Genomic DNA, 23,307 nt, shown 5'->3' on the forward strand with positions numbered 1-23,307 from the left:
CTTCAACCCTGTACCAATTTATAATAAAGTTTTTCATATTGACTCACAATCTCTGTTGAATGAAATTTATGATTAACTGCGCTTAGAGACGCTTCCCTCATTTGGTGATGCAGCTGTTCATTTTGAAGTAGCTGAATTGCTTTGCTCGCTGCCTCTTCGACGTCTCCCACTTCGCAAATATATCCTGTTTTTTCGTGTTCAATTACTTCGGGAATTCCGCCTGTATTTGTTCCGATGCATGGAACACCACAGGCCATAGCTTCTAAAAGCACAAGCCCAAAGCTTTCTTTTTCAGATAATAACAGTTTTAAATCGCTAATCGAATATAGTTCTGCTACATTTTCTTGTTTCCCAAGAAATAACACAGAATCTTGAAGATTTAACTCTCTTACTAATTGAGACACTACCGTCATTTCAGGGCCGTCTCCTACAAGGAGCAGCTTAGACTGAAGCTTTTTATTAATAATAGCAAATGTTTTGACTATATCTGTAACTCTTTTGACTTGACGAAAGTTTGAAATATGAATAACGACTTTTTCATTTTCTAATATGCCATACTCCGCTTTTAAATACTGCACTTCTTTTTTATGATAAACTCGTTCATCAATAAAATTATACATCGTTTCAATTTCTTTATCTGGACTAATCAAATGGTGAGTTTGATCAACAAGTGACTGAGATACAGCCGTCACTGCATCTGATTTCTCAATTCCAAATTTAATTAAATCTTTTAACGATGGATCCTCTCCTAGAACCGTAATGTCTGTCCCATGAAGAGTCGTCACAATTTTCACTTCGTGCTCCACCATTTGTTTAGCTAAAATCCCGCAAACGGCATGGGGGATTGCATAGTGCGTATGAATAATGTCAAGCTTTTCTCTTTTAGCCACTTCAGCCATTTTACTGGATAAAGCCAAATCATACGGAGGGTATTTAAAGACGGAGTACTGATTTACATCTACTTCGTGAAAATAAATATTTGGATATACTTTCGTCAATCTAAAAGGCATGCTAGAGGAAATAAAATGAATTTCGTGCCCTTTTTCAGCCAGCAGCTTCCCTAGCTCCGTTGCTACCACTCCTGAACCTCCAACGGAAGCATAACATGTAATACCAATTTTTAACTTCATTTATTTTCCACCTACTAAATCGTCGTACATCAAAATCGGTTTTTTAGATAAAAAACCTTCACCGTATGCTACCCCGACTTCTTTGCCAAATAATCGCTCTCTGCTCTCTACCGTTTCAATATATCCGTTTACCAGCGGCGTATCAAACGTATCTGCTGTTTTTATAAATTGACTTTCATAAGCCTCTAGACTAGCTACTTTCTTTTGAAACGTGCTTGATACATCTACGATAAAATCTGGCTTATGAAATCCATTTATCATATAGAAATAAAGAGACTCAGCACGATGAGCTTTTTGCTTTTTATAATCGATATAATTTTTAACGCCAGCGGAAAACATGGCCTCTTCTACAAGCTTTGCACAATTTCCATGATCAGGATGACGATCTTCAAAGTAAGGAGCAAATATAATCCTTGGTTGATACGTGCGAATGACTGATGCTATTTCAGCTATATACTCTGCCTTTAAAACCAAACCTCTGTCTGGCAAATGCAGATGAATTCGCTCATGAACACCTAAGACATCAGCAGCTTTGGACGCTTCTTGTTTTCGAATTTCAACCGTTCCATTTGAAGAAAGTTCAGCTTGCGTCAAATCGCAAATAACTACCTTCAAACCTTGTTCACTCATTCTTGCAATGGTTCCACCCATGCCGATTTCTACATCATCGGCATGAGCACCAAAGGCAAGGATATCTATTGTTTCTTTCATTATCTTCACCCTATTTTTTTATAATTGAACGCCAATGCAAATCGCCTCGTTCAAGTCCATGAATTAAAATCTCTGCTGTTCCCATATTCGTTGCAAGAGGAACCGCATAGACGTCACATAGGCGCATCAGAGCTGAAATATCAGGTTCATGAGGCTGAGCTGTTAACGGATCGCGGAAAAAAATAACCATATCCATTTCATTTTGAGCAATTAAAGCTCCTATCTCCTGATCTCCTCCAAGCGGTCCTGATTGAAAGCGGTGAACCTTCAAACCTGTTGCTTCTGAGATACGCGTTCCTGTTGTTCCTGTTGCGAACAGCGAATGTTCCTGTAAAATCGCTTGATAGGCTGTTGTGAATTGGACCATATCATTTTTCTTTTTATCATGTGCAATTAAGGCGATTTTCATTTTTCTCGCTCCTTAGTCAATAATATTTTCTAATCCATATACAAGGGTGTCTACGTTCATAACTGTATCAACAGCTAGCTTCACACCTGACATAAAAGAAGCACGGTTGTATGAATCATGACGGATTTTTAATGTTTGTCCAAATCCTCCGAACATCACTTCTTGGTGAGCAATCAGCCCTGGCAGGCGTACGCTATGTAGGCGGATTCCTTCATAATCTGCACCGCGCGCCCCTTCTAGCAATTCTTTTTCCTCAGGGTGACCCTGTTTTTTTGCTTCACGAACTTCACTGATAAGCTCCGCTGTTTTTAAGCCTGTTCCTGATGGTGCATCTAACTTTTGATCGTGATGCATTTCAATAATTTCAACATCATCAAAGTATTTAGCTGCCATTTGTGAAAACTTCATCATTAAAATAGCGCCAATCGCAAAATTAGGTGCAATGATACAGCCAAGTTCCTTCTCTTCAGCAAGCTGCTTTAATTCTTTTAAATCTTCTTCTGAAAAGCCAGTTGTTCCTACAACAGGTCTTACTCCATATGTTAGGGCTGTTTTAGTATGAACGCGCCCAATTTCAGGTGTTGTCAAGTCAACTAAAACATCTGCCTTAACGTCTTGAAAACATTTCTCAATATCCGTGTAGATTGGTGCTTGTACATTTGGCATTCCTTCAATATCACTTATGTATTTTCCTTCATTGATACGATCTACCGCTGCTACTAATTCAAAATGCTCTGTTTCTTCTATTAATAATACAGCTTCTTTTCCCATACGACCTCTTGGTCCTGCAAGTACAATTCGAATTTTGTCCATTCTTTTTCTCTCCTTAGTCTTCTTTTTTCGTCCAGCGATCTTTGTCACGCGTATTAAATTTATTCATAACGCGATCATGCGCTTCTTGTAAATCGATATTTAATGAATTTGCAAAGCAAATTAATACAAATAAAATGTCGCCCATTTCTTCTTCGACCGTACGTTCTGCTTCAGTCGTTTTCTTCGGCTTTTCACCATAATAGTGGTTAATTTCGCGCGATAATTCGCCCACTTCTTCCGACATGCGCGCAAGCATAGCAAGAGGACTAAAATATCCTTCTTTAAATTGGCTAATATATGCATCAACTTCTTGCTGCATTTGCTCCATCGTTTTTTTTGACATCTTTTTATTTCACCTCTTTTAGAAGTACACTCAGCTTACTATTATAACATCTTTACTTCAAATTATTTAGTGTAATTACTTCTTCTTACCAAGCCTTTATCAGATGCTCTTTCACAATATTCCTCACGTTTCCCTTAATTCTCAAAAATCTGTCTATATTTTACGAATTGAGGATACTACTAATACATAGCACTAGAAGAAACATCATCACTTTTTACTATTTTCAAAAATCTTTTCGATAGTTATTTACGAAATGAAATATATTCCTTTATGATAAGGTAGTGCAAAAACGGTCATAGGAGGTTTGTAAGTATGAAAGGTCTCAGATTAAAAAATATTATTTTTATACTGCTTGGTGCTGCCATATTTGCGTTTGGACTTGTTAATTTTAACATGCAAAACAATTTAGCTGAAGGTGGATTCACAGGCATTACCCTGCTTTTATTTTTCTTATTTAACATTGATCCCTCTTATTCTAACTTAGTGTTAAATATTCCTTTGTTTTTTGTAGGGTGGAAACTATTAGGGAGAACAGCATTTATTTATACCATGCTCGGAGTCGTTAGCTTATCGCTATTTTTATGGATATTTCAGCGCTTCCCAGTGAATATGCCCCTGCGTCATGATATGACTCTAGCAGCTCTTTTTGCCGGTGTTTTTATTGGAGTGGGTCTTGGCATTATTTTCAGGTTTGGAGGAACAACAGGAGGAGTCGATATCATCGCACGTGTTGTTCAAAAATATATCGGGTGGAATATGGGGAAAACGATGTTTCTTTTTGACTTTATTGTGATTAGTGCGTCTCTCATTTATTTATCCTACCGAGAAGCTATGTACACACTTGTTGCAGTCTTTGTCGCTGCACGGGTTATTGACTTTATGCAAGACGGCGCGTATGCCGCCAAAGGAGCAACGATCATTTCAAATCATAACGAAGCCATATCAGATAAAATTATGAAAGAAATGGATCGAGGCGTGACGATTTTAAAAGGACAAGGTTCTTTTTCTAAGCAAGATACCAACGTGCTATACTGCGTGGTTAGTAAAAATGAAATTTTCCGTTTAAAGCAAGTTATTACTTCTGTAGATCCACACGCATTCGTTGCAGTTACGGATGTGCATGATGTCTTAGGCGAAGGATTTACCCTTGATGAAAATAAAAAACCGCTTGAAAGATAAAAAAATACCGCTAATGCGGTATTTTTTTAGTCGTCGTTATTCATTCCTGTATAAATCATGATTAAACGAACCAACTCAAGAACTGCTACTGCTGCAGCTGCTACGTATGTTAAAGCCGCTGCGTTAAGCACTTTACGCGTCTCGCGCTCTTCGTCATTTCGAATCGCTCCGACTGAGACGATTTGCGTCATCGCTCGGCTTGAAGCATTAAATTCAACAGGCAGTGTTACAACTTGGAATACGACCGCTGCTGCCATAAAAACAATACCTAACAATAGCAACGGCTTAATCGACGCAATAATTCCAATCATAATTAAAATCCAAGAAGCGTTTGATCCAAGGCTTGCCACCGGCACAAGCGAGTGGCGAAGACGTAAAAACGAATAGTTTTCTTTGTCTTGAATCGCGTGGCCCACTTCGTGAGCCGCAACGGCAGCGCCCGCGACAGACGTTCCGTAATAGTTGTCTTCTGATAAACGAATTACTTTTGAACGAGGATCGTAGTGATCCGATAAAAATCCGCCTACAGGCTCTACGTGAACGTTGTACAACCCGTTTTCATCCAAAATTTTTCTTGCCACTTCTGCGCCTGTCATTCCTGATGAGTTGCTTACTTGTGAATATTTTTTGTAAGCACTTCTCACCTTAAACTGTGCCCAAATTGGCACAAGGATAATAATGAGAAAATAAATCAAAAAGCTCATTTACCCACACCTTTCATTATGTGTTTGACTACTCTTTTATTTTAGACAATTCTGCGCTTTTACGTCAATCATTACGCCCTCTAGCTGACTTTCTTTTCTGGTCAGCAAAATATTTTCGCGCTCCTACATAAAAAAGTGTAGCAATAATAATACTTCCGGTGGTAATTGTAACCCAAATAAAAGACGGGTCTGTACGATTTTCTTTTACTTGTTCAAAAAAGTCTTTTAAGTTTTGTTCCATTTGGTTAAACTGCTCATCGTTAATCTCACTTAGCGTTCCTTCAGTTTGTAAAAAGTGAACGTCCGCGCTCACACGCTGTACGTAGGGAGACGACACGTCTACCTGCGCGCTCGGTAAGATCATATCATATTCCTTCAAAAATTGCTTAAGCTGCGCTTCATAAGCCGATTGTTCTCCTTTTACCGCTTCATTTCGCATCTCTTTAAATGTGGCTAGCATACTGCCTTCGAGCTCAGTCCACATAGGCTGATGCTTGCTGTGCAGCGCATCGACTAACAATCGAAATTGAGTAGCTTTTTGAAGACGTTCTTCATCACTGGAATCAGAAGATAAAAGAGACCTTTCTACCTGTTCATAACAAAGAGTTAAAATACGTATATCTTCGGCCGATACGCCCAAAGAAGCTGTATTGAGACTGGTAAATTCATTCGAAAAGTTTCTGAACAAATGTTGGGCTGCTTTATACTCCTTTTGCTCTACAAGCGATAGCGTTTGATCAGATAAGTTATCAAGCTTTTCCCACTGCCCTTCAGCTGCATGTACAGTAGTCGTATATGCAAAGAAAAGTACGAGCAATATTCCTACTATTCTTCCTTTCATTCTCGTCCCTCCTCTAACCTCTACTAAAACTTATGAGAAAGAGGACAAGAGTAGACCTATTTTCAAAAGGAAGTTTTAAACTTACTATTCATTCATCGGAGTGATAAAGTTTTGCGTATAATATTTCTCATATACACCTACACCAAGACGCGTAAACTCTTTATTGAGTAAAGCCTTACGATGTCCCTCACTATTAAGCCACCCTTCAACCGCAGCGATTCCATCCTGATAATTCGAGGCAATATTTTCGCCCGCGATACGGTATACTACATCACCTTTTTGCAGACGGTTGCCTAAATCACCTTGTGCTGGTGAAACGTGAGAGAAATAGTTTAAGTCGCTCATTTCTTTGCTGTGTAAATAAGCTACTCCGGCAGTGGCTTCGTCCCAAGCTAAAGGTGACAGCTGAAACCGGTCTCGAATTACATTTGTAATATCGATAATTTGCTGCTCTTCTCCTTCTTGGACACTTTTCCACTCCTCCGATGTCAATGACGGAGCTGTGGGAAGTTCGCCGCGATAAACAATTTCGTACGGACGCTGTTTTAATAGCGTCTCCATGTCCATAATTCGAATACTTGAGATTGTATTAAGGAACTGATCAAAATATAGTTGGACGTATACATCTCCATATTTAATAATAGGACGCATTTTCATATCCTCTTCACTCAGGCGAAATCGGTATTCATTTCCGTCTTTTTGAAGCGTGAGTTCGGATGAAAGTGAAACTCTTTTTTCTACTTCCTCTCGCTTCTCGCCAATCTCAAAAGGATCTGTATTTGTTTTTGAGCCAATGACGTATACAGATACGACTTGATTATTTTCTACTCCTACCTGCGCATACGTTTGACGATTCTTTTTGTAAATCCACCAGTCATAGCCATATGCAGAAGAATCAATACGATCCGGCTCTCCAAGCATTCCAATTAACTGTTCTGAATGATCTCCAATGAGCCTCATCATATTTTCACTTTGTTTTTCATAAGAAGCCACTTCTTGTGTGGGCTGACTTTTGGAATCCGTTTGGTTTTGCTCAATATTTTGACCCGTTAGATATTTTTCTAGCTGAGGTAAATAATCCTCCGCGTATACAAATGCCACTATTAATACGAGAATAAAAATAACTTTTTTCAGCTTTTCTTCCTCTCCTTACACCTGTTTTCTTTACCTGTTTAACTTATTTTTATCTCTATTATACATCCATTCAAAAAAAAATAGCTATCGGTATGAAGGAAACAAAAGAAAAAGCCAACTATTTACGAATATACTGCAAACAGTTGGCTTTCGCTTTTTAATGCGTTTGTTGTGAAATATCTGAGAGCGCTTCTCCTGCACGTTCATTTGCATAGCGAAACGTTGATAAATCACCTAGCGATACAATCCCTACTAGCTTTTGATTTTCCACAACGGGAAGACGACGGATTTGATATTGAGCCATAAGCTTAGAAGCTTCTTCTACAGAGGCTTCCGCTGTAATAGTTATAAGCTCTTCACTCATAACATCCGTTACTTTACTTGAATTTGGCTTCTTTTCTGCAATGCCTTTGATAACTAAGTCTCGATCTGTAATCATTCCTACTAGCTGATCTTTATCGACAATTGGAATTGCTCCTACATTCCATTCCTTCATTTTCACTGCTACTTCATATACGTTATCAAGCGTGGTGCATGTTTCCGTATCAGCTGTCATTACCTCTTGTACAGTTTTCATTGTTTTATCCTCCTTTACATCGTGTGTTCGTTTTATAGTGTGACCAACTTTTTAGTAAACTTTCGTATTTAAAACGTTTAAATAAAAATAGATAACGTTTACATTTTTCCTTATTAGATATTGCAAGTTTTATCCATTCGGCTTATGATTTAGTTGGGGTATATCTGTTTTGGGAGGGAGTTCATATGAAATTTGAATATGCAAAATTTGATTCATTAAAGGTTGATTTAGATTTATTAGATGAGATTATGCATCAATTTGGTCTGGTCCGCGCCGGACAATGGGATTATGAACGCGTCACGTACGATCGAAAATTCGAGTTTCAGCGAGATACCTTCTATTTGCGAGTCCAAGGACATGCTATTTCAGGCGACGTAGGGGGCAGGCATGCTGTTATTCATCTTATGACACCTCTACTAGGCAAACATTATTATCCTCACGGTGTAGAATATGGTGACGGCGAATACTTTCCGCCATCCCTTGTAGAACAGTGTGAAAAGATATTAACACAAATCAAATCACAGCTTGAAACCGTTCAGCTATAGAATTGGAAAAAGCGCAGTAATCACACTGCGCTTTTTTTAATTCAAAGGAGGAGTAGACGGAAATTCCTTTGGTTTTATATCTTGAGGCTCAGTAAAATCGGGCATGTACGTATCTTTCTCTCGTTCTTTTCGAGCCCACTGAAAAAAAATAAAGCCTAAAACCGTTCCATACACAATTTCTTGAATGATCTTCATAATAACGCCGCCTAGCTGCTGATCTTCCACGGGCGGCAGCGTATTAAACATCTCGGGAGCAAGCTGCCCTAAACTTGCAATCATAGAAGGCGGTACACAAAGGGAAAGAGCTTGTACCCAAGCGCTTGAGTCTGTATACGTCGCATATAAAGAATGATTTGCAAAAATAATCAGCGCGCACGCTGGAGTAAGGAGTACGCCATCTGCAAAAATGTATCCAAGCTTTTTTAAAGAACTTAGCGTCTGTTCTTCTTCTAGCTGATTAACGAGTGGCCACCACATGCAAAATGCAGCGATAAATAATACAACACTCACGATTCCGTGGAGCATCATATCCGTTTTAATAAAATCAAAAAGCAGCGGAATATGATACAAAGAGAATAACCCATTGAATAACAGTAGCGCAATTAAGGGCTTTGTAAAGAATTTAAAAATAGGTTTAACCCCTCTTACATAAATAACAGAACGAGCTAACCACGCCGGAATTCCTAAAATAAAAAGCGGAGGAATCACCAAGTAAACGATTGCCATTTGCGTCATATGAGCACTAAACATAAAATGCCCTAGTAAATCTACAGGTCCTCCTTTACATATATATAAAAGAACCATGCTGATAACAAAATACGCTTTTGTTTTTCTGTTTACGGCCACCGCTCCTATAAAATTCCTTCTCCATCTAGCAACGATGAAAAAATATAAGACGGTCACCAGACAAATGGTTAAAAAATAGTAAGGACTCCAAAGTGCTTCAAAACCAAACATCTGCAAATTGTTAATCAACATCTATTCCTCCTTCTACAGATGATGAAAAGGACTGGCGCATGCCAGCCCTTTTCTTTACCACCAAATAATGGTTACAAAAGCTAAAATGGTTAAAAGAGCTACCAATACGCCTGAATACAAGAAAAATGCTGGTATGGTATGTCCTTTGTGGTTCATATGCATGAAATAATAAAGTTGAAAGATGACTTGAACAACGGCCAAGAGCACAATCACCGGCATAATGTACCATCCGCTAAACTCTTGATAAACCGCAAAAAAAGCAATTAGCGTTAGAAACAACATCATCCCAAAAGAGATAACTTGCATTTTCATATCTTCTGCGTTTCTTTTTTTACGATAATCTAAATTGAGCCTTGGGTTATCTGAGTTTGATTGATTTGTCGTCATCAGCTTATCCCACCATTCCCATTAAATATACAACCGTGAAAATAAAGACCCACACAACATCGATAAAGTGCCAGTATAAACTTGCGACATAATATTTAGGAGCGTTATATAAGTTTAACCCCCGCTTTGCATTTCGAATCATCAAAGAACCAATCCAAAGCAATCCGAACGTTACGTGAGCTCCGTGGGTCCCAACCAGCGCGTAGAAAGAAGAACCGAATGCGCTGCTTGTAAACGTATGCCCTTCATGAACATAATGCCTGAACTCATAAATTTCTAGCCCTAAAAACGCTAAACCTAAAAGCCACGTAACGCCTAACCATAGCTGCATCTTTTTAAATTCAAAATTTTTCATATGATACATAGCATATACGCTTGTTAGTGAACTTGTTAATAAAATCATGGTGGCTGCAAAAACAAGCTTAATATCAAACAATTCTTCTGGCTTAGGTCCTGACATCGTTGAATTACGTAAAGCTAAATAAGTAGCAAAAAGTGAAGCAAACAAAACCGTCTCTCCGCCTAAAAAGAGCCAAAAGCCAGTAAATTTATTTTTCCCTTCAAGCGTTGCTTTTTCAGGCGAAGCAGGGAAAGTTTCAGCAGTTAGCTTTTGTTCAGTCTCCATTACATCTTCGCCTCCTTGTCATCATCAACTAAGTCTTCTTTGTGAATATGGAAGCCGTGATCATCAATCCATGAACGGAAGAACATTGATAAAAACATGACGATCATTCCGATAATCCCTACAATATCTCCCCACGCATGATCATTTCGATACAAAAAGCCCATCCCTGCAATAAACATTCCAAGCGATATCATAAATGGAATAAACGACGAGTTTGGCATATGAATATCACCAAGAGGTTCGGCTGGCGTCATTTCTTTATTTCCTGCCATTTTTTCAATCCAATATGCATCTAACCCGCGTACAAGCGGCGTTTGTTTAAAGTTATACTCTGGAGGCGGAGATGAAATAGCCCATTCTAATGTACGTCCGTCTCCCCAAGGGTCTCCTCCTACCCTTTGTCCTTTGGCAGTTGTTTTTATAATATTAACCAGTAAAATGAGCGTAGCAACCGCCATGAAAGCAGCTCCTGATGAACTGATTGCATTCCCAAGGTCGAGACCTTGATTAGGCAAGAACGTCCATACGCGGCGAGGCATCCCCATTAGGCCTAAGAAATGCTGAATAAAGAACGTTAAGTGGAAACCAATCAAAAAGAGCCAGAACGTTGCTTTGCTTAACTTTTCATCTAACATCTTCCCAAACATTTTTGGCCACCAGTATGTGACACCTGCTAATATAGCGTATACGACACCGCCTACGATAACGTAATGGAAGTGGGCAACGATAAAATAAGAATCTTGAAATTGATAATCTGCAGGTGCTACAGCTGCCATAACTCCTGTTACTCCCCCGATAACAAACGATGGAATAAAGGCGACAGCATACAGCATTGGAGACGTAAACTCAATACTTCCTCCCCAAAGCGTAAACAGCCAGTTAAAAATTTTAATTCCAGTTGGAACGGCGATAGCCATCGTAGCGACAGCAAAAATGGCATTTGCAATTGGACCAAGTCCGGTTGTAAACATGTGGTGAGCCCACACCATGAACCCTAAAAATCCGATTAATACGGTAGCAAAAACCATCGACGAGTACCCGAATAATCTCTTTCTTGAAAAAGTAGGTAAAATTTCAGAGAAAACACCAAACGCTGGAAGAATTAAAATATATACTTCCGGATGACCGAATATCCAGAAAAGATGTTCCCAGATAATGGTGTTCCCACCCATTGTGGCGTCAAAAAAGTTTCCCCCGAATAAGCGGTCAAAAATCATTAAGAACAATCCAACCGTTAGCGCTGGAAACGCAAACAAAATAAGAGCTGATGCAACAAACGTCGTCCACGTAAACAGCGGCATACGCATATAAGTCATACCTGGCGCCCTCATGTTAATGATTGTCACGAGAAAGTTGATACCTGAAATCAATGTCCCGGCTCCGGAAATCTGCAAACCTATCGCATAAAAATCAATTCCGTGACCAGGTGATGCAATAGACAGCGAAGCATATGATGTCCACCCTGCATCAGGTGCTCCTCCTAAAAACCAGCTTAGATTTAAAAAGAGTCCCCCAAAGGCAAACAACCAAAAACCTAACAAATTTAAAAATGGAAATGCTACATCTCGAGCTCCAATTTGCAGCGGAACAACTGCATTCATCATGGCAAAAAGAAGCGGCATTGCGGCTAAGAAAATCATTGTTGTTCCATGCATTGTTAAAATTTCATTATACGTTCCTGCACTAACAAAGTCATTGCTTGGTATAGCCAGCTGAATACGTATAAATAGCGCTTCCACTCCTCCGACTAGAAAAAAGATACCGCCGGCGATTAAATAAAGAATGGCGATTTTCTTATGGTCAACGGTTGTCATAAAATCCCAAATTGTTCCACCTACACCCTTCTTTTGACTGAGTGTACTCATCGCTAAACCTCCCCTTTTAAAAACGACTGGACGTTTATTTTTCTTTTAAACTCATTAAATAGTCTGCTAGCTCATTCACTTGTTCATCTGTTAAGTCAGGATATGTACCACTCATCTTATTACCCGGCTTAACTTTTTCAGGGTCTTTTAACCATTTTTTGATATTTTCCTTGTTGTGAGGAAGCACCCCAGCTACACGCTCACGTTCAGAAAAACCGGCTAAGTTTGGTGCTTGACGAGCTTGCTCTGGACGATTGTCTTTGACGTCAACAGCATGACATCCGATACAGCTTTCATTAAAGACCTCTTGACCAGCTTTTGCGGATGCTGTTTCTACATCAGGCTTTGCCTTTTTCAAATCTTTTGCCCACGTATCAAATTCATCGCTTGATACAGCCCGTACTTTAAAGTCCATAAGAGAATGAGATGGACCGCAAAGCTCAGCACATTTTCCGTAGAAAACCCCGTTAGCTTCCTTCGATTTCTTAGAATCAAACACTAGCCAGAATTTATTATCATTTTCTGTGTTAGCATCGAGCTTTCCTCCAACTGAAGGAATCCAGAATGAGTGCTTGACGTCAGAAGCTTTAATGTTAAAGTAGACTTTTTTATCCGTTGGAACAACTAGATCTTGCGATGTAATAATTTTTTGATTAGGATACTCAAATTCCCACCAGTACAAGTTAGCGCGCACATTTACTACGACAGCATCTTTGTCCTTCATTCCTTTTACATCCGCTAGCTTAAATGTTGAGATAACCGTTGGAACAGTCAAAATAATCAGCAGCAAGATAGGAATCACTGTCCATATAATTTCTAACTTTCTGCTTCCCTCTACTTGCTTTGGAATCACATTTTCTTCGCCTTTACGACGACGAAAGCGCAGAATAACAAATATAAAGATAATGGTGACAACAATAATAACTAAAACCATGATGGCTGTACTAAGCAGCATAAGCGAATATTGTTCTTCAGCTACCTCACCTGCAGGCTTAAGTGTCGACAAAAACGGTTTTCCACAGGCCGATAACACGAATGCAAGCAACGTAAATAACGACAAAACACGAAAGTTCAATCGCCATTTTTTCATACCATTCCCCAACCTCTCTTTCATTGACGTGATTTCATCTATGCCCTCTTGAGCATAAAACTTATTCCTTCTATAATGAATTCTACATGTAGAAGAAATCCCCCTTGTGCAGTGTCGCATTCAGTGAAAGATTTTATCTAGGCAAAAAGCGTTGCGACAATCATTGAGACAAATAAAATAGTTAAATAGTTTAGTGAGTAGACAAACATCATGCTAGCCCACTTTGTGTCTTCTTGTTTATTGTATTGAGCAAATCCTAAAAATAGCCATCCTATGTTTAAAACAGTGGCCAAAATTAGAAATGGAGTGCCTAATTGGTATAAATAAAGAGGTAATGGCAACAAACAAGCAATCCAAATGAGAATCTGTCGTTTTGTCAGCTCAAACCCGTGTACAACAGGCAACATAGGGATTCCCGCTGCCCGGTATTCTTCACATCTTCGCATAGCAAGAGCTAGAAAATGAGGGGGCTGCCAAATAAACATGATTAAAAATAATACCCAAGCCACTACATGTAAATTGGGATCGATAGCGGCCCATCCAATTAAAGGCGGGACAGCTCCTGATATACTTCCGATTACTGTATTAATTGTGTATAGTCTTTTGGACCACATGGTGTAAAGAACTACATATGTAAGTATTCCTGCTAATCCAATGAGAGCGGCTACTGAAGAAACAACTAGTAGCATAAGCAAGCCGGTTAACGTAAAACCGATTCCAATCCCAAGGACCGTCAAAGGTGTAAAACTCCCTGTCACTGTAGGTCGTCCCTTTGTTCGTTCCATTAGAGGGTCAATGTCACGATCTATGTAATTGTTCAAACTGCATGAACCGGCGATGATAAGTGAAGAACCTATTAAAGTAAAAAATGCTTTATCCAGGTTTTCTAAGAAGTGTTGTTCGTTGAAGAAAAGAGCTAGCCAAAAACCAGTAAAGGTGGTGATGAAATTCGAGTTGACTATTCCAATTTTAATCGTAGCTAAAAAATCTGACCAAACGGAACTATTTTCGCTTACATGAGCTGTGTTAGGCGATGCAGAAAGCGTTGAATCTTCCACCATTTTTGAATCTTCCATGGCGCTTCCTCCTTTACTCATCCACAGACTTTTATCTATCTAGTAAATAAAGAGTCTACAAATGAAGGCGTTTTCAACATATTTTTACAAAAATCTCCTCTTTGTTCAAAAAGAAGTCATATTCCTCTCACCAAAGCTACTTAAAAGCTTCACATGTAAACGGTAAAATAGTAGAGAAATATCTATTTCTCATGTTTATTAAACCATATTTTGCCGTTACTTTGTGAAGAATTCATGAAAAAAATATGGATTTTTTTTGTCATGAGCTAAATGCATGTCCCTGTCACTTGTTAAAAGATATTTGTGCAAGTAAAATAGTTTTTTGTACGGTACCTTTTACATATCTGCAGAGTCAAACTCATGAATAAACCTTACACTTTCTACCATTATAACAAATTCAATCAAGTTTATGGAGAATAAATGAAATTTATGTTTAATATACAAAAAGATTAGGATAAATTGTTTAGCTCGTTATATTACTTACTTTGCTTTTAGGATGGTGATTATTGTGCGACTTGGATTAAAATTTTTATCCGTTGTGACGAGCATGGCCATGTTACTTATTCTGCTTGGCGGTGCCCTTGTCACGAAAACTGGTTCAGCAGACGGGTGCGGAGATTCTTGGCCTCTGTGTAATGGACAGCTCATTCCTGACCCTTTAACATTTGAAACCGTTGTTGAATTAAGCCACCGCTTAGTTTCTGGCGTGTCAGGCTTTCTTGTGCTCGCTTTATGCGTATGGGCATGGATTTCACTAGGGCATATAAAAGAAGTTAGACCTTTAGCGTTTATCTCTTTTTTCTTCCTAGTACTGCAAGCATTAATTGGGGCCGCTGCCGTTATGTGGGGACAATCAGATGCAGTGCTTGCTCTTCATTTTGGTATTTCTCTTATTTCGTTTGCTTCTGTGCTGCTGTTAACACTTATTATCTTTGAAGTGGATCAAAAGCTCGACGCAACTAATATGCAGCTAGGCTCTAAAATGAAAAAACATATTTACGGGGTTATCTTGTACACATATGCCGTTGTGTACACGGGCGCGCTTGTTCGCCATAAAGAAGCTAGCTTAGCTTGTCCAGACGTTCCATTTTGTTCAAACGGAAACGGTTGGCTGCCTGTTGATTTGAATCAGTGGATTCAAATGGGACATCGATTCGCTGCTGTTTTAACGTTTGTATGGATTTTAGCCGCCTTTATCCATGCAGTTAAATATTATCGCCATCAAAAAAATATTTTTTACGGATGGTTAGCTGCTCTCATTCTAGTTACTTTTCAGGCGGTTTCCGGTATGCTTGTTGTTGTCACACGTTTGCAGCTAGAGCTCGCGCTTGCTCATTCTTTAATTATCTCTTTCCTATTCGGTGTATTAAGCTACTTAACCTTACTTGCAACGCGCCATACACATAATTGATCAAAAAAGGTACGAGCTCAGAGCTCGCACCTTTTTTGATCAGCTTTCTAATTCAATTAATAAATCTCCCGGCTGAATGCCATCTCCACTCGACACGTGTACTTGTTTAATCACGCCGTCAAATGGTGCTTGCACGGTTGTTTCCATTTTCATTGCTTCTGTGATCATTAAGTGATCACCTTTTGAGACTTTATCGCCTTTTTCTACTACTACTCGAATAACGGTTCCAGGCATTGAAGCGCCGATGTGGGCCGGATTTGCTTGATCGGCTTTTTGTTTTGCCGTAACGGTTGTTTTAACACTTTCGTCTTTAATCACGACTTCACGAGGCTGACCGTTCAATTCAAAGTATACTGCTCGCGTACCGTCTGCCTGCGGTTCTCCAATGGATACAAGGCGAACAATTAAGGTTTTTCCTTTTTCAATCTCAATTTCAACCTCTTCTCCTAAACGCATGCCGTATAGGAAAGTCGGGGTATCAAGAACAGAAATGTCCCCGTATTGTTCGACTGCTTTGTGATAATCCATAAATACTTTTGGATACAGCGCATAAGCAATGGCATCAAAACTCGTTACTTGACGATTTAAGTCTTTAAACAGCTTTTCTTTCACTGCATCAAAGTCCACATCTTCTAACAGTTCTCCAGGACGAACTGTAATAGGTTTTCTGCCTTTTAGAATGATGCGCTGAAGCTCTTTAGGGAATCCCCCGTGAGGCTGTCCTAAATACCCTTCAAACAATTCAATAACTGAATCCGGGAAGTCAAGCGTTTCACCGCGCTCAAACAGCGTTTCTTCTGTCAAGTTGTTTTGAACCATAAACAATGCCATATCTCCAACTACTTTTGATGATGGCGTAACTTTTACAATATCACCAAATAACAAATTCACGCGTGAATACATATCTTTTACTTCATCCCAGCGGTTTCCTAAACCAACTGCTTTTGCTTGTTGCTGTAAGTTGCTATATTGACCGCCTGGCATTTCATGCACATATACTTCTGTATGAGGAGCGTTCATGCCGCTTTCGAAGTCTTGGTAATATTTTCGCACGTCTTCCCAATAGTAAGAAAGCTCTTCTAGATTTTTAATATCTAGATTTGGTCTGCGGTCCGCACCTTCTAATGCGTAATAAAGAGAGTTAGCACTTGGCTGAGACGTTAAGCCTGCCATTGAGCTTACGGCTACGTCTACAATGTCTACACCTGCTTCAATTGCTTTTGCATACGTGTATACACCGTTTCCGCTTGTATCATGCGTATGAAGGTGGATTGGAATATTAACCGTTTCTTTTAGAGCCGATACTAAATCATAAGCTGCCTGTGGTTTTAAAAGGCCCGCCATATCTTTAATGCCCAGGATATGTGCTCCAGATTGCTCAAGCTCTTTTGCTAAGTTCTTGTAGTAATCCAAATCATACTTACGGCGCGTCGGATCTAAAATATCACCTGTATAACACATTGCTGCTTCTGCAATCTTTCCTGTTTGACGAACGGAGTCAATTGCAAGAGTCATTCCTTGCACCCAGTTTAAGCTGTCAAAGATACGGAAAACATCAATACCTGCATAAGCTGATTTTTCAACAAATTCTTTAATTACATTATCAGGATAGTTTTTATATCCAACCGCATTTGACGCGCGAAGAAGCATTTGGAAAAGAACGTTTGGCGCTTGTTGACGTAAAGTAAGCAAGCGATCCCACGGATCTTCTTTTAAGAATCGATAAGCGACATCAAACGTTGCTCCCCCCCACATTTCCATAGAAAATAAATCTGGAAGCAAGCGTGCAGTTGGGTTAGCTACTTGTTTTAAGTCATTTGTACGAATACGCGTTGCTAAAAGAGACTGATGGCCATCACGGAAGGTTGTATCCGTTAATAGCACTTCCTTGCGTTCTTTCACCCAATTTACTAGCCCTTCAGCGCCTTTTTCATCTAAAATCTGCTTTGTTCCGTTTTGAATTGGTTTGCTTATATCCACACTAGGAACGCGCGGTTTTGTAAAGATTGGCTTTTTCTTTTCCGATACACCTGGGAATCCGTTTACCGTAACATTCCCAATGTATGTAAGCATTTTAGTTCCGCGGTCTTTTCGCTTCGGGAAAACAAAAAGTTCAGGCGTTGTATCAATAAATGATGTATCATAAGCACCTGTTAAGAACTTATCATGCTTCACTACATTTTCAAGGAACGGAATATTGGTTTTAATTCCACGAATACGAAATTCTTTTAAGTTCCGTACCATTTTTGATGCGGCTTGATCGAATGTTAATGCCCATGTTGTTACTTTTACTAACAGTGAATCATAATAAGGCGTAATTACAGCACCTTGGAAACTGTTTCCCGTATCTAAACGTACGCCAAAACCGCCACCAGAACGATAAGCCATAATCTTACCCGTATCCGGCATAAAATTGTTTAACGGATCTTCTGTCGTTACACGAGATTGAATCGCATATCCATGTACGTGAATTTGATCTTGTGCAGGAATGGATACTTCCTTGCTGTGAAGCGCGTAGCCGTCTGCAATTAAAATTTGCGATTGAACGATATCAATACCTGTAATCATTTCAGTAATTGTGTGCTCTACTTGAACACGTGGATTTACTTCAATAAAATAAAAATCGTTTCCTGATACTAAAAATTCTACTGTACCAGCATTTATGTACTGCACTTTTTCCATCAGCTGCACAGCTGCTTCACAAATGCGGAGACGTAAGTCTTCATCTATAGAAACACTTGGTGCTACTTCTACTACTTTTTGGTGACGGCGCTGCACAGAACAGTCGCGTTCATAAAGATGCACAACATTTCCTTGTTCATCACCTAAAATTTGCACTTCAATATGTTTTGGATTTTCAACTAGTTTCTCGACATACACTTCATCATTACCAAAAGCAGCTTTTGCTTCTGATTTAGCACGGTCATAAGATTCGTTCAGGCTGTCTGCATCGCGAACGATACGCATGCCTCGACCGCCTCCGCCCAAAGCAGCTTTGATCATTAGAGGATATCCATGCTGATTAGCAAATTCTTTTGCTTCGTCAATTGAATCAATAGGACCATCCGTACCAGGAATAACGGGAATATCTGCTTGAATAGCCTGATGACGTGCTTTTACTTTATCCCCAAACATATCAAGATGCTTGGATTTTGGACCAATAAAAATAATGCCTTCTTCTTCGCAACGTTTCGCAAATTGGATATTTTCTGACAAAAAACCATAGCCAGGGTGAATAGCATCTACATCATGAGACTTAGCAATGTCGATGATGCCTTCTATATCTAAATAAGCATCAATCGGTTTTTTCTCCGCTCCTACTAAGTAGGCTTCATCCGCTTTGTAACGGTGATAAGAACCTGCGTCTTCCTTAGAATAAATTGCAACAGTCCGAATATTCAGTTCAGTACATGCTCGAAATACACGAATCGCAATTTCTCCTCGGTTTGCTACTAATACTTTTTTGATTTTTTTAGTTACAAAACTCATGTTGCTAATCTCCTCTCAATTTCGTATAAACTTCAATATATAGCAAAATTGGATAAAAGAAAAGCAAAAATCAATGGAAACTGATAAAATTCCAATAAATTTTTGCTTTTTTTACACAATTTTTTTACGAAAATCAATCGCTTGTTGTCGATGTATTGTTCGGATGTAGCACAATACTTTCCGTATTTTTCTGTTTTTTATTTTGATAATTTACGAAAAAAGAAATATTTACAATAATTCCCATAGATACCATCAGCGTTAGCAGGGAAGACCCTCCATAACTGATAAACGGAAGCGTGACGCCGGTAATCGGAATGAGTCCCGTAAGTCCTCCAAGGTTAATGCCTGTTTGAATACCTATCATACTGGCTACTCCAATACAAATCATGCTAGCAAACGGATCATGAGATTTTTTAGCCAGCATTAAAATCCTGAAAATTAAGAAGCCTAAAAGGCCCAGCACGAGCATAACTCCAAAGAACCCTAATTCTTCTGCAATAATAGCCATAATGAAATCGGTATGGGGCTCCGGAAGATAACCATACTTTTGTACACTCTCTCCTAAACCAAGGCCTTTTAAGCCTCCTGTACCTATTGCTAAATATGAATTAACCAGCTGATAACCGGTTCCTTGAGCATTGGTAAACGGATCTGATGCACCGGTAAAACGGCCAATTCGATTGGCAGTAAACTGACCTGTAAAAAAACCAATCGTAATAATTACCGTAAGCAAAATGATACCTAGTGCTAGCATGCGGAAAAAGGTTTTTTTAGAGATTCCCGAACATAGCATAATGGTAACAGCAATAGCAAAAATAATTGATCCCGTTCCAAGGTCAGGCTGAATAGCTACAAAGCCTAATATTAGAAATACAAGACCCATAGGTCCAAAAAAAGCTTTTTTGATGTTATCAATATACTCTTGCCTTTTAGACAAAACATACGATAAGTATAAAATGACAACGAGCTTGGCATACTCAGCCGGCTGCATGTTTGCCCCGCCAAGCTGCAGCCAACTTTGCGCATTGTTACTCGTATGTCCCATTACAAACACAAGCAAAAGCAGTACAAAAATGCCTAGAATCGCATAAGGCAGTATTTTAGGATACAGCTTGTAAGGTGTTAGCATTGTTAAAATGAACAATACAAGCGTAAAAGCAAGCCACATTTTTTGTCTGTTGTAAAAGAAATCGCTTGACGTATGATATCTTGTAATACTTACAATCATACTTGAACTGTAAACCATAACTAGTCCAACCGCACAAAGAAGCAGCACTGGAATTACAATTGAATAGTCAAAATGCCTAAATATTTTTTTTACCATAACCCTCTTCCTTTAAAAATGACGTGTTTCTGTTTCGTTTCATTTTTTATGTACAAATTTGAGTAAATTAGGAAATTTCAACCACCTGTAATAAAAAACTCAAACTACGTTTGTATATAGTTTGAGTTTCGATCGCGTGATTTTTATTTTTTTGTAAACGCTTCATGCAGTGCAGAAAGTTCACGCTCGAGGCGGTCTAGCAATGTTTTTCCAACACGTTCATCAATTAAACCAAGACGAACTGCAAAATCAATTTCTCTTGATAAACCAAACATTTGTGTATCTAAAACCTCTTCATAAAGAGGACATTGTGGCATTGTTAAGTTATCCATTTGAACTTGAATTAATTGCAAAATCTTATCTGCATCAGCTTTTAACAACGCATACGCTTTTTCACGATGATCTATCATTGTCTCAGGCGTCAAACTCAATCCCTCCGTTCGCGAGCGATTACCTAATCTATCTCTCAATTTTAAAGGCTATGCTCCAAAAAAGCAAGGATAAACATGTCCGTGAGGCTGGCCGTCTTTTTTATACTGTTACTTTCTCAAAACCGTTACCATAGATGTAGGAAATTTCGCACTTTCGTTGACCTTTACATTATATCATACGAGAATCACTCTCAACTAAATTTTTTCATCAAAGTGACAAATAAGTAGAAAGCGCTTATACTTTTAGCAAGGGGGCATTTATGATGAATTCAATTATTATGTTAAAAGGAAAAGTAAAATATACGCTGACACTCGACCCAAGCGTGTGGATTTTCGATGACCGCAAGCTCGATATGGAGGTTTTCTTTGAACATCCACCGGAGCAAAAAGACGAAACAGAAGCGTACACAAAGGCTGTTTCGAAGCATTGGGACCGTGAAATTCAAGAGGGAGCCGTCTTTCCTCCTACGTTAAAAACCGAAAAGAAATTCAAAAAACAGGAGCTAGTAAATGGAACATTCGGCATTTTATTTGCACCTTTTCTAGCTAACGCTTCACCTACTGAAGAAGCTACCAACGTTTCATTTAAAACAAAAGACGCACTGATTTCTTTTTCATTAGAAGAAGCACAAAAACTAATCTTTGGTTTCAGCCAAGATGGAAAGCCTCTTAGAGAAGATGGGCCTATCTATGTCTATTTACCTGACGGATCCAACCGAAATAACCCTATTAAATATGTGGAAGAAATCATCGTTACATAACAAAAGAAGCGGGGTTCCAAAAGGAACCCCGCTTCTTTTAAAGAATATCAGCTGCTAATTGTGCTAGCCCGGAGCGCTCTCCTTTGATTAACCGGACGTGGCCCGATACTTTTTGCTCTTTAAACTTTTCAACTACGTACGTTAATCCGTTGTTATACTCATCTAAATAAGGATGATCAATTTGAGCCGGATCTCCCATAAGGACAATTTTACTCTTTTCCCCTACCCTTGTTAAAATTGTTTTAATTTCATGCTTCGTTAAATTTTGCGCTTCATCAATAATAATGAACTGCTCCGGAATGCTTCGGCCTCTTATATACGTCAAGGCTTCCACTTCTATTGAACTGAGCCCCGCTAGAATCGCATCCAGTTCTCCAGGTTTTTTAGTGTTGAATAAGTACTCTAGGTTATCATAAATTGGTTGCATCCATGGACGAAGCTTCTCCTGCTTTTCTCCTGGCAAGAATCCAATATCTTTCCCTAAAGGAACAATTGGACGAGCTACAAGTAGCTTTTTAAAACATCCTAGATCTTCCGTCTGCATAAGTCCTGAAGCTAAAGCAAGCAGCGTTTTACCCGTACCTGCCTTTCCAATTAACGTGACCAGTTGAACGTCGTCTCTAAGAAGAAGTTCTAAAGCCATAATTTGCTGAACATTTCGAGGTTTGATTCCCCAGATATGATCATATTCAAATAAAAGCTTTTTTACTTTCGTTGTTGTTTGATCGACAATGCCGATGGCTGATCCGGATCCCCCAAATGCATCTTTCATCACTAAGAATTGATTTGCAAAAAAGGAGTGGTTCGCAATTTGAGACGTTAGCAGCTCTCCTTTTTCGTAAAATTGACTCAGCAGTTCTTTTGCAATATAGACTTCCGAAAAGCCAGTATAAATACTATTGAATTCCACTACTCGATCACTTAAAAAATCTTCTGCTCTTAAGCCGATTGCGTCAGCCTTCACACGTACCAACACATCTTTACTCACTAGTATCACTTCACGTCCATCTTCTTTTGTTTCCTCTTCAAGAGATAGATTTTTAGCAACAGCTAAAATTCGATTATCATTTGTTTTTTCCACAAAGATTTCTTGAAGCTGTTGAAAAGAGCGATGATTGAGTTCAATTCGCAAATGGCCCCCATTTTCTAAAGGGATTTTCTCATATAACTTTCCATGTTGTCTCAAGTTATCAATGAGTTTGGATACCTGCCTTGCATTTCGTCCGACTTCATCCATATTTCTTTTTTTCGAATCAACTTCTTCTAGCACAACGGCCGGAATCACTACTTCGTTATCATCAAATGAAAAAATTGAATGCGGATCTTGTAATAAAACATTCGTATCTAATACATAAATTTTTCCCAATAATTCAGCCTCCTACTCCGATTGTTTTTCCTGTAAGGAGTGAAACAAGGCACCCATCCATTTATATACTATGTAACGCACATGTGTGAAGTGACCTTAAATGGACGGACCATTTTCT

The 23,307-nt window shown here is 39.0% G+C and carries 23 protein-coding genes; 4 read left to right on the top strand and 19 right to left on the bottom strand.

The annotated features are described in order from the left end of the window. Positions 1-2 precede the first annotated feature (2 nt). The 5 genes from bshA to AC0KUU_RS13385 are packed head-to-tail and all read right to left on the bottom strand — an operon-like array spanning position 3 to position 3,406. Complete coding sequence (bshA, locus tag AC0KUU_RS13365; RefSeq protein ID WP_043979511.1) at positions 3-1,130, bottom strand: N-acetyl-alpha-D-glucosaminyl L-malate synthase BshA; 1,128 nt, start codon at positions 1,128-1,130, stop codon at positions 3-5. Continuing rightward, a complete protein-coding gene (gene bshB1 / locus AC0KUU_RS13370; RefSeq protein WP_016763451.1) occupies positions 1,131-1,841 on the bottom strand; it encodes a bacillithiol biosynthesis deacetylase BshB1 in 711 nt (236 codons plus the stop codon). 10 nt (positions 1,842-1,851) lie between these two features. After that, positions 1,852-2,250: a methylglyoxal synthase gene (mgsA, locus tag AC0KUU_RS13375; protein ID WP_013056092.1), complete on the bottom strand. Its 399-nt coding sequence runs from the start codon at positions 2,248-2,250 to the stop codon at positions 1,852-1,854. Between the two features lie 12 nt (positions 2,251-2,262). Next, entirely contained in the window at positions 2,263-3,063 is an 801-nt protein-coding gene (gene dapB, locus AC0KUU_RS13380) for a 4-hydroxy-tetrahydrodipicolinate reductase (RefSeq protein ID WP_013056091.1), read from the bottom strand. Between the two features lie 13 nt (positions 3,064-3,076). Beyond that, the gene (locus tag AC0KUU_RS13385) at positions 3,077-3,406 is read right to left on the bottom strand and encodes a nucleotide pyrophosphohydrolase (protein ID WP_013056090.1); all 330 of its coding nucleotides are present in this window, start codon (positions 3,404-3,406) and stop codon (positions 3,077-3,079) included. A gap of 312 nt (positions 3,407-3,718) precedes the next feature. Here AC0KUU_RS13385 and AC0KUU_RS13390 point away from each other — a divergent pair, with 312 nt between their 5' ends. Further along, complete coding sequence (locus tag AC0KUU_RS13390; RefSeq protein WP_013082317.1) at positions 3,719-4,585, top strand: YitT family protein; 867 nt, start codon at positions 3,719-3,721, stop codon at positions 4,583-4,585. A 26-nt stretch (positions 4,586-4,611) separates the two neighbouring features. Here the strand turns inward: AC0KUU_RS13390 and AC0KUU_RS13395 are convergent, their stop codons facing one another. The 4 genes from AC0KUU_RS13395 to AC0KUU_RS13410 all read right to left on the bottom strand — a co-directional run bounded on the left by AC0KUU_RS13395 (position 4,612) and on the right by AC0KUU_RS13410 (position 7,841). After that, positions 4,612-5,289: a zinc metallopeptidase gene (locus AC0KUU_RS13395; protein WP_322551878.1), complete on the bottom strand. Its 678-nt coding sequence runs from the start codon at positions 5,287-5,289 to the stop codon at positions 4,612-4,614. A 64-nt stretch (positions 5,290-5,353) separates the two neighbouring features. After that, positions 5,354-6,130: a sporulation protein YpjB gene (locus AC0KUU_RS13400; protein ID WP_013082316.1), complete on the bottom strand. Its 777-nt coding sequence runs from the start codon at positions 6,128-6,130 to the stop codon at positions 5,354-5,356. Between the two features lie 84 nt (positions 6,131-6,214). Then, positions 6,215-7,231, bottom strand: coding sequence for a CAP domain-containing protein (locus tag AC0KUU_RS13405; RefSeq protein WP_043979519.1), 1,017 nt, complete (start codon positions 7,229-7,231; stop codon positions 6,215-6,217). A gap of 190 nt (positions 7,232-7,421) precedes the next feature. Next, on the bottom strand, positions 7,422-7,841 hold the full coding sequence (locus tag AC0KUU_RS13410) for a CBS domain-containing protein (protein ID WP_322551877.1): 420 nt from the start codon (positions 7,839-7,841) through the stop codon (positions 7,422-7,424). Positions 7,842-8,026: 185 nt separating this feature from the next. Between AC0KUU_RS13410 and AC0KUU_RS13415 the strand changes: the two genes are divergently transcribed. Continuing rightward, positions 8,027-8,386: a YugN family protein gene (locus tag AC0KUU_RS13415; protein WP_013056084.1), complete on the top strand. Its 360-nt coding sequence runs from the start codon at positions 8,027-8,029 to the stop codon at positions 8,384-8,386. A gap of 36 nt (positions 8,387-8,422) precedes the next feature. Here AC0KUU_RS13415 and ctaG read toward each other — a convergent pair whose 3' ends face one another. The 6 genes from ctaG to cyoE form a co-directional block, all read right to left on the bottom strand. Then, positions 8,423-9,361, bottom strand: a complete 939-nt coding sequence (gene ctaG / locus AC0KUU_RS13420) for a cytochrome c oxidase assembly factor CtaG (protein ID WP_322552490.1) — start codon at positions 9,359-9,361, stop codon at positions 8,423-8,425. A gap of 57 nt (positions 9,362-9,418) precedes the next feature. Beyond that, positions 9,419-9,751 (bottom strand): cytochrome c oxidase subunit IVB, encoded by a 333-nt coding sequence (ctaF, locus tag AC0KUU_RS13425; RefSeq protein WP_013082313.1) that lies wholly within the window; start codon positions 9,749-9,751, stop codon positions 9,419-9,421. 4 nt (positions 9,752-9,755) lie between these two features. Then, positions 9,756-10,376 (bottom strand): cytochrome c oxidase subunit III, encoded by a 621-nt coding sequence (ctaE, locus tag AC0KUU_RS13430; RefSeq protein WP_013056081.1) that lies wholly within the window; start codon positions 10,374-10,376, stop codon positions 9,756-9,758. Continuing rightward, positions 10,376-12,241, bottom strand: coding sequence for a cytochrome c oxidase subunit I (ctaD, locus tag AC0KUU_RS13435; RefSeq protein WP_043979522.1), 1,866 nt, complete (start codon positions 12,239-12,241; stop codon positions 10,376-10,378). Before ctaD ends, ctaE begins: the two co-directional genes overlap by 1 nt. A gap of 34 nt (positions 12,242-12,275) precedes the next feature. Then, positions 12,276-13,331, bottom strand: a complete 1,056-nt coding sequence (coxB, locus tag AC0KUU_RS13440) for a cytochrome c oxidase subunit II (RefSeq protein WP_016763448.1) — start codon at positions 13,329-13,331, stop codon at positions 12,276-12,278. Between the two features lie 137 nt (positions 13,332-13,468). Next, positions 13,469-14,407, bottom strand: coding sequence for a heme o synthase (cyoE, locus tag AC0KUU_RS13445; RefSeq protein ID WP_043979525.1), 939 nt, complete (start codon positions 14,405-14,407; stop codon positions 13,469-13,471). A gap of 508 nt (positions 14,408-14,915) precedes the next feature. On the opposite strand from cyoE, the gene AC0KUU_RS13450 reads away from it, so the two are divergent. Continuing rightward, a complete protein-coding gene (locus AC0KUU_RS13450) occupies positions 14,916-15,818 on the top strand; it encodes a COX15/CtaA family protein (protein WP_034653460.1) in 903 nt (300 codons plus the stop codon). Between the two features lie 39 nt (positions 15,819-15,857). Here AC0KUU_RS13450 and pyc read toward each other — a convergent pair whose 3' ends face one another. The 3 genes from pyc to AC0KUU_RS13465 form a co-directional block, all read right to left on the bottom strand. Further along, on the bottom strand, positions 15,858-19,307 hold the full coding sequence (gene pyc / locus AC0KUU_RS13455) for a pyruvate carboxylase (RefSeq protein WP_280559298.1): 3,450 nt from the start codon (positions 19,305-19,307) through the stop codon (positions 15,858-15,860). 133 nt (positions 19,308-19,440) lie between these two features. Then, complete coding sequence (locus tag AC0KUU_RS13460) at positions 19,441-20,631, bottom strand: FtsW/RodA/SpoVE family cell cycle protein (RefSeq protein ID WP_280559297.1); 1,191 nt, start codon at positions 20,629-20,631, stop codon at positions 19,441-19,443. A 143-nt stretch (positions 20,632-20,774) separates the two neighbouring features. Beyond that, complete coding sequence (locus tag AC0KUU_RS13465; RefSeq protein ID WP_370506486.1) at positions 20,775-21,041, bottom strand: Fpa/YlaN family protein; 267 nt, start codon at positions 21,039-21,041, stop codon at positions 20,775-20,777. A 281-nt stretch (positions 21,042-21,322) separates the two neighbouring features. Between AC0KUU_RS13465 and AC0KUU_RS13470 the strand changes: the two genes are divergently transcribed. Then, positions 21,323-21,823, top strand: a complete 501-nt coding sequence (locus tag AC0KUU_RS13470; RefSeq protein WP_013082306.1) for a hypothetical protein — start codon at positions 21,323-21,325, stop codon at positions 21,821-21,823. Positions 21,824-21,860: 37 nt separating this feature from the next. Here AC0KUU_RS13470 and AC0KUU_RS13475 read toward each other — a convergent pair whose 3' ends face one another. Then, the gene (locus tag AC0KUU_RS13475) at positions 21,861-23,189 is read right to left on the bottom strand and encodes a PhoH family protein (protein WP_013056072.1); all 1,329 of its coding nucleotides are present in this window, start codon (positions 23,187-23,189) and stop codon (positions 21,861-21,863) included. Positions 23,190-23,307 lie beyond the last annotated feature (118 nt).

This window comes from Priestia sp. ST2, from assembly GCF_055810735.1.